Annotated in this window: 5 protein-coding genes; all 5 read left to right on the top strand. The window is 42.2% G+C overall.

What is annotated here, in order from left to right:
• Window positions 1-598: 598 nt before the first annotated feature.
• The 5 genes from D0T84_RS13200 to D0T84_RS13180 all read left to right on the top strand — a co-directional run bounded on the left by D0T84_RS13200 (window position 599) and on the right by D0T84_RS13180 (window position 6065).
• Complete coding sequence (locus D0T84_RS13200; RefSeq protein WP_163308330.1) at window positions 599-1636, top strand: sugar kinase; 1038 nt, start codon at window positions 599-601, stop codon at window positions 1634-1636.
• A 119-nt stretch (window positions 1637-1755) separates the two neighbouring features.
• Window positions 1756-2541 carry a gluconate 5-dehydrogenase gene (locus D0T84_RS13195; RefSeq protein WP_163308329.1) on the top strand — a complete coding sequence of 262 codons (786 nt, stop codon included), beginning with the start codon at window positions 1756-1758 and terminating at the stop codon, window positions 2539-2541.
• Between the two features lie 437 nt (window positions 2542-2978).
• Window positions 2979-3653: a bifunctional 4-hydroxy-2-oxoglutarate aldolase/2-dehydro-3-deoxy-phosphogluconate aldolase gene (locus D0T84_RS13190; RefSeq protein WP_163308328.1), complete on the top strand. Its 675-nt coding sequence runs from the start codon at window positions 2979-2981 to the stop codon at window positions 3651-3653.
• 6 nt (window positions 3654-3659) lie between these two features.
• Window positions 3660-5099 (top strand): MFS transporter, encoded by a 1440-nt coding sequence (locus tag D0T84_RS13185; protein ID WP_163308327.1) that lies wholly within the window; start codon window positions 3660-3662, stop codon window positions 5097-5099.
• A gap of 231 nt (window positions 5100-5330) precedes the next feature.
• Window positions 5331-6065: a NigD-like protein gene (locus D0T84_RS13180; RefSeq protein ID WP_163308326.1), complete on the top strand. Its 735-nt coding sequence runs from the start codon at window positions 5331-5333 to the stop codon at window positions 6063-6065.
• The last annotated feature ends 198 nt before the right edge of the window (window positions 6066-6263 follow it).

Here is a 6263-nt window from a genome sequence, read left to right as displayed (position 1 = left end):
GGTGCAGGCGGCGTAGAATGAAGTGCGGGCGCTTTTAAGCATCGTCTGCCAATTATTGCAATGATGAATCTTTCATCACTTCATTCAGCCGACAAGCCGATGGTGGGTCGTACGGCGAAGCGGGGCGCAATGCTTTTTTGCTTACTTTTGGAGCTTTGGCCAAAAGTAAGGTAAGCAATCTGCGATTGCGCGCAGATAGAAAAGAACGTTTTAAGTAGCGAGGGCAGAACTAAAATTTATTTTATGTTATGCCGAGTCTCGACAAACAACGTTCACAGGAGCGAAGCGTATGTAAAACGACTAATGAAATTGAACATTTAACTTATCAACTACTGATTGACATAAATAGTAACCAATTGATTAAAAACTAAGTAACTGTTTAAATTTTATTCGTTCCAATTTTTAGAGATGTTTTAGAGATGTTTTTTTCTTCCTCGAAACGATAATAGCGGGCTATTTGAGTTGAGAGAAAGGAAGAAACAGCCGAAAACAGCCGAAAAATGAACGAAGAAAAAGGTATAATAAAATATTCGTATAAAATTTAAACAGTTACTAAGAAACTCGTAAACTTATATACTTAAAAACTCAAATAGAAACTATGAAAAAAGTTGTAACATTCGGGGAAGTAATGCTGCGCCTTTCAGCTCCCGGATATCAGAGATTTATACAGTCTACAAATCTGAACGCTACATTCGGAGGTGGTGAAGCTAATGTTGCCGTATCGCTTGCAAACTACGGTATCCCTACCGATTTTGTAACCCGCCTGCCTAAAAACGACATAGCAGACTGGTGTGTCTCCGACCTTAGGAAATATAATGTGGGTGTGGATAATATCCTTCGTGGCGGAGAGCGTGTAGGTATTTATTTCCTCGAAACAGGAGCTGTAGCCCGTGCCTCTAAGGTGGTTTACGATAGGGCAAACTCGGCCATAGCAGATATCAAACCCGGAATGGTCAACTGGAAAGAAGTTTTTAAAGACGCGCAATGGTTTCACTGGACAGGTATTACCCCTGCTCTTTCTCAGGGGGCGGCAGACGCCTGCTTGGAAGCCATCAAGGTGGCAAACGAAATGGGAGTAACCGTTTCTACAGACCTCAACTACCGCAAAAACCTTTGGAAGTACGGCAAAACAGCTTCGGAAGTGATGCCTGCTCTTACAGAAGGATGTGATATTATTCTGGGTAATGAAGAAGATGCTGAAAAAGTATTCGGTATCAAACCCGAAGGCTTTGATGTGGCTCATACAGGAGGTGAAGTTAATGCTGCTGAATTTGAGTCGGTATGTACTCAGTTGATGAAACGTTTCCCTCGTGCCAAGAAGGTGATTATCACGCTTCGCGGTTCTATCAATGCAAACCACAATACATGGGGCGGCTGCCTGTATTCAGACAAGCTTTACCAGTCTAAGAGATACGATATTACGCATATCGTAGATAGAGTAGGAGGTGGTGACTCATTTATGGGTGGACTTATCTATGGCCTGATTTCTTATCCTAATGATGATCAGAAAGCTCTGGAATTTGCAGTAGCAGCATCTTGCCTGAAGCATACTATATACGGAGACTTTAACTTGGTTACTGTACCTGAAGTAGAAAACCTGATGAAAGGTGACGGTTCGGGACGGGTATCGAGATAGAGCCCCCAATCCCCCGAAGGGGGACTTTGCAAAGAGGATGATTAATTAAAATAAATCTCATTTTTCAGGGCTTTGCCTAAGTCCCCCTAGGGGGATTAAGCGAGCCGAAATTAAATAAAATGTCAAAAAATCAATTTTCATTAGAAGGAAAAATAGCTTTGGTTACCGGTGGTACTTATGGTATCGGGATGGCTATGGCAAAGGCTTTAGGCAGAGCCGGAGCGAAGATCGTATTCAATGCCAGAAGCAAAGACCAGATAGAGAAAGCTATTGAAGAATATAAAGCTGACGGGTTTGAAGTATATGGCTACCAGTGCGATGTAACTGTGGAATCGCAGGTACAGGAAATGGTTGCCGATATTTCGAAGAATATAGGAGATATAGATATTCTGGTAAATAATGCCGGAATAATAAAGCGTATACCAGCTTTGGATATGTCGGTAGAAGAATTCAGCCAGGTTATCGATATTGACCTCATAGGGCCTTTTATTATGTCGAAAGCCGTTGCTCCGGGCATGATAAAAAAGGGAGGTGGTAAGATTATCAATATCTGCTCTATGATGAGCGAGTTGGGACGTGAAACCGTTTCGGCTTACGCAGCAGCAAAGGGAGGATTAAAGATGCTTACCAAAAACCTTGCCTGCGAGTGGGCAGAACATAATATACAGGTTAACGGCATCGGCCCGGGATATATTGCAACACCGCAAACTGCTCCGTTGCGTACTCCGGGACATCCGTTCAACGACTTTATTATCTCCAAAACTCCGGCTGCACGTTGGGGAACACCCGAAGACCTGGAAGGACCTGTTGTATTTCTTGCGTCGGAGGCTTCAAACTTCATTAATGGGCACATACTGTATGTCGATGGCGGAATATTGGCATATATAGGTAAACAACCAAAATAATAAGACTCAACAGCAAGTAGGTATGATATGCAAAACCATTGTTTTTTATTGATCTAAAAAAGCATACCTGCTTGACTGTTATATAATTAATAATGATATATTTTTTTGATAGATTGTAGGGGCAGACCCGTGTGTCTGCCAAAAATGAAGGCGAACACACAGGTTCGCCCCTACAAATCACCTAATATTAATATATTAGCCAATACTATGAGCCTGTTCAAATTTTAGCGAAAATTTTTATTACAGGTTCAGGTCAATAGTTCTTAGCAATTTTTTTTATGCTCTTTTTAGCGTATTTCTCCCTTTTTACTCTTGGTTTAGCCCGCTAATTAGCTCCGCTGACCGTTGGTTCGGCTAGTAAAAATGATAAAATCCATCTAAAATAGCTATAAAAAGACTTGCTATAAAATTTAAACAGACTCTATAATTTAAAAAAAATGGCACGATTTACCAGAATAAAAGCCTGCCAGGTAATGGCAGAAACAGGCATGGTTCCTGTATTTTATCATAGCGACTTAGAAACATCCAAGCAAGTACTGAAAGCCTGCTATGAGGGAGGTGTAAGAGCCTTTGAATTTACCAACCGTGGCGACTTCGCTCACGAAACATTCGGCGAACTGAACAAATGGGCTGCCAAAGAGTGCCCTGAAATGATACTCGGTATCGGGTCGGTAGTAGATGCCGGTACTGCATCTTTGTTTTTACAGCTTGGGGCCAATTTCGTAGTAGGACCCCTATTAAATCCCGACATCTTCAAAGTGTGTAACCGTAGGCAAGTAGCGTATATTCCCGGTTGCGGATCTGTATCCGAAGTCGGTTACGCACAGGAGTTGGGTGCCGAAGTGGTCAAAGTATTTCCCGCAGGAAATGTAGGAGGCCCCTCTTTTGTGAAAAATGTAAAAGCCCCTATGCCGTGGTCGAGCATTATGGTGACAGGTGGCGTGGAACCTACCGAAGAGAATTTGACGAAGTGGTTTGATGCAGGCGTTACCTGTGTGGGCATGGGCTCAAACCTGTTTCCTAAAGATGTGATTGCCGCTAAAGACTGGGGCAAGATAACTCAAATGTGTAAAGATGCGCTTGCAATAATAGCAGGGGCTAAAACCAAATAAAAACTTATGAATAATACCGGAAAAACTAAAATGACAAATTACAGATGGGTAATCTGTATCTTGTTATTCTTTGCTACTACAATCAACTATCTCGACAGGCAGGTATTATCCCTTACATGGGACGAATTTATCAAGCCTGAGTTCCACTGGAATGAAGACCACTATGGTACTATCACTTCCGTATTCTCTATTGTATATGCTGCCTGTATGCTGTTTGCAGGACGTTTTGTAGACTGGATGGGCAGTAAGAAAGGATTCCTTTGGGCCATCGGCGTATGGTCGGTCGGTGCATGTCTCCACGCTGCGTGTGGACTTATCACAGAATCTTATGTAGGGCTGCATAGTGCGGCCGAGCTGGCTGCTGCCACAGGGGATGTTGCTGTGGTAATAGCCACTATTAGTATGTACTGTTTTCTGGTTGCCCGTTGTGTATTGGCACTGGGTGAAGCCGGAAACTTCCCTGCTGCGATTAAGGTTACGGCGGAGTATTTCCCTAAGAAAGACCGGGCTTACGCTACCAGTATCTTTAATGCGGGAGCCTCTATCGGTGCATTGATTGCTCCGTTGAGTATTCCTCTGTTAGCTAAATATTGGGGATGGGAGATGGCTTTTATCGTAATTGGTGCCCTCGGATTTATCTGGATGGGATTCTGGGTATTTATATATGACGCTCCGGCTAAGAGCAAGCATGTGAACGCCGCGGAACTGAAATATATAGAGCAGGATAAAAATGAGGATGGTACTGTAGATAGTGGTGATGATAAGGATGAGAAGAAAATCCCTTTCTGGAAATGCTTCTTATACAAACAAACATGGGCATTCGCTGCCGGAAAATTCATGACTGACGGTGTATGGTGGTTCTTCCTTTTCTGGACGCCTTCTTACCTGAATACACAGTTTGGCATCAAGACTTCCGAGGGGCTGGGTATAGCCCTGATATTTACCCTGTATGCTATTACGATGCTGTCTATTGTCGGCGGCAAGCTTCCTACCATCATTATGAATAAGACCGGGATGAATCCGTATGCGGCACGTATGCGTGCGATGCTTATCTTCGCATTCTTCCCGCTGGTAGTACTGTTTGCACAGCCATTGGGCACGATATCCCCGTGGTTGCCTGTCATCATGATTGGTATTGGCGGTGCGGCACATCAGTCGTGGTCGGCCAATATATTCTCTACCGTGGGCGATATGTTCCCTAAAGGGGCTATTGCGTCTATTACAGGTATCGGAGGTATGGCCGGAGGTGTCGGCTCTATGATACTGCAAAAATCGGCGGGAAAGCTGTTTGTGTACTCCGATGAAGTGAATATGACCTTTATGGGATTTGAAGGAAAGCCTGCCGGATATTTTATTATTTTCTGTGTTTGTGCTGTGGCTTATCTTGTCGGATGGGTTATTATGAAATCATTAGTACCAAAATACAAGCCGATTACTGATTTGTAAGATTCCATGTTTTAATATATTAGTTCAAATGAAGGATATCCGAAGCACATTTGTTATGCTTCGGATATCCTTGTTTTAATCAAACTCCAATAATCTTCCGTTTCATAATAGCGTTTCCGTATATTCGGTTTTCAGTTTTATTAATATATTTTATCAAACATCATCGCAGCTTTTTTTATTGCTTATCCGTCATATAAGTATAAGTAATCAATAATTAGTGATATTAAAATTATGAAAACATTGAGATTATTAATGACGTTCGGACTTATTTGTACTACATTGATCCTTCAATCTTGTCTAGATGACGACGATAACAGGAGTCTTCGGTATCCGAACGCACTTGTAACCGTGAAGCCGGTTAGTGGAAATGCATTTTATCTGCAATTGGATGATAGTACAACACTATCGCCTACCAATATGACATCTTCTCCTTTTGGGGACAAAGAAGTGAGGGCTCTTGTTAACTATAGAGAGGTGGATAAATCTGTTGCCGGATACGATGAGGCTGTTTATATTAACTGGATAGACAGTATCCTTACGAAGCAAATTGCTCCCGATTTAGGATCTAAGAATGATGAAGTTTATGGTACGGATGCTGTAGAAATAATTAACGACTGGGTAACAATTGCCGAGGATGGTTATCTGACTCTCCGTTTCAGGACAATCTTCGGAGACCAGAGCAAGGTTCATTTCATAAATTTGCTGGCAAGTACAAATCCGGCTAATCCTTATGAAGTTGAGTTCCGGCACAATGCTTATGGCGATGTCTATGGTCAGCAAGTGGATGGCTTAGTTGCGTTTAACCTGAATAGTTTACCCGATACGGAAGGTAAAACCGTTAAACTGAAACTGAAGTGGAAGTCGTTTAGTGGAGATAAATCCGCTGAGTTCAACTATTGCACACGTAAATCAACATCCGGAAGCCCGTCTATTGCTGAAGCCAGAAGCGTATTGAACCTGAAATAAATCCTTTTGTAAAAGATAAGAAAGACGATCTCGAAGATATCTTCGGATCGTCTTTTTGTTTCTATTTGTTTCATGCTTTATGCAATATATTTATTGATAATTATTTCCTGACTTTGACAATGCGCCACCCAAAAACGCGTTAACTTCGCGAGAATCGCATGGATGAAGATGATTTTATTCTGAAAAAACAGCCTAATT

Origin of the sequence: Dysgonomonas sp. 521 (assembly GCF_010501055.1) — a bacterium.
In the GTDB taxonomy this organism is placed as follows: Bacteria; Bacteroidota; Bacteroidia; order Bacteroidales; family Dysgonomonadaceae; genus Dysgonomonas.
This window is presented reverse-complemented; position numbering and strand designations above follow the sequence as displayed.

Coding starts and splice junctions, on each gene's coding strand:
- D0T84_RS13200 (WP_163308330.1), top strand. CDS start 599: ATGAAAAAAGTTGTAACATTCGGGGAAGTAATGCTGCGCCTTTCAGCT.
- D0T84_RS13195 (WP_163308329.1), top strand. CDS start 1,756: ATGTCAAAAAATCAATTTTCATTAGAAGGAAAAATAGCTTTGGTTACC.
- D0T84_RS13190 (WP_163308328.1), top strand. CDS start 2,979: ATGGCACGATTTACCAGAATAAAAGCCTGCCAGGTAATGGCAGAAACA.
- D0T84_RS13185 (WP_163308327.1), top strand. CDS start 3,660: ATGAATAATACCGGAAAAACTAAAATGACAAATTACAGATGGGTAATC.
- D0T84_RS13180 (WP_163308326.1), top strand. CDS start 5,331: ATGAAAACATTGAGATTATTAATGACGTTCGGACTTATTTGTACTACA.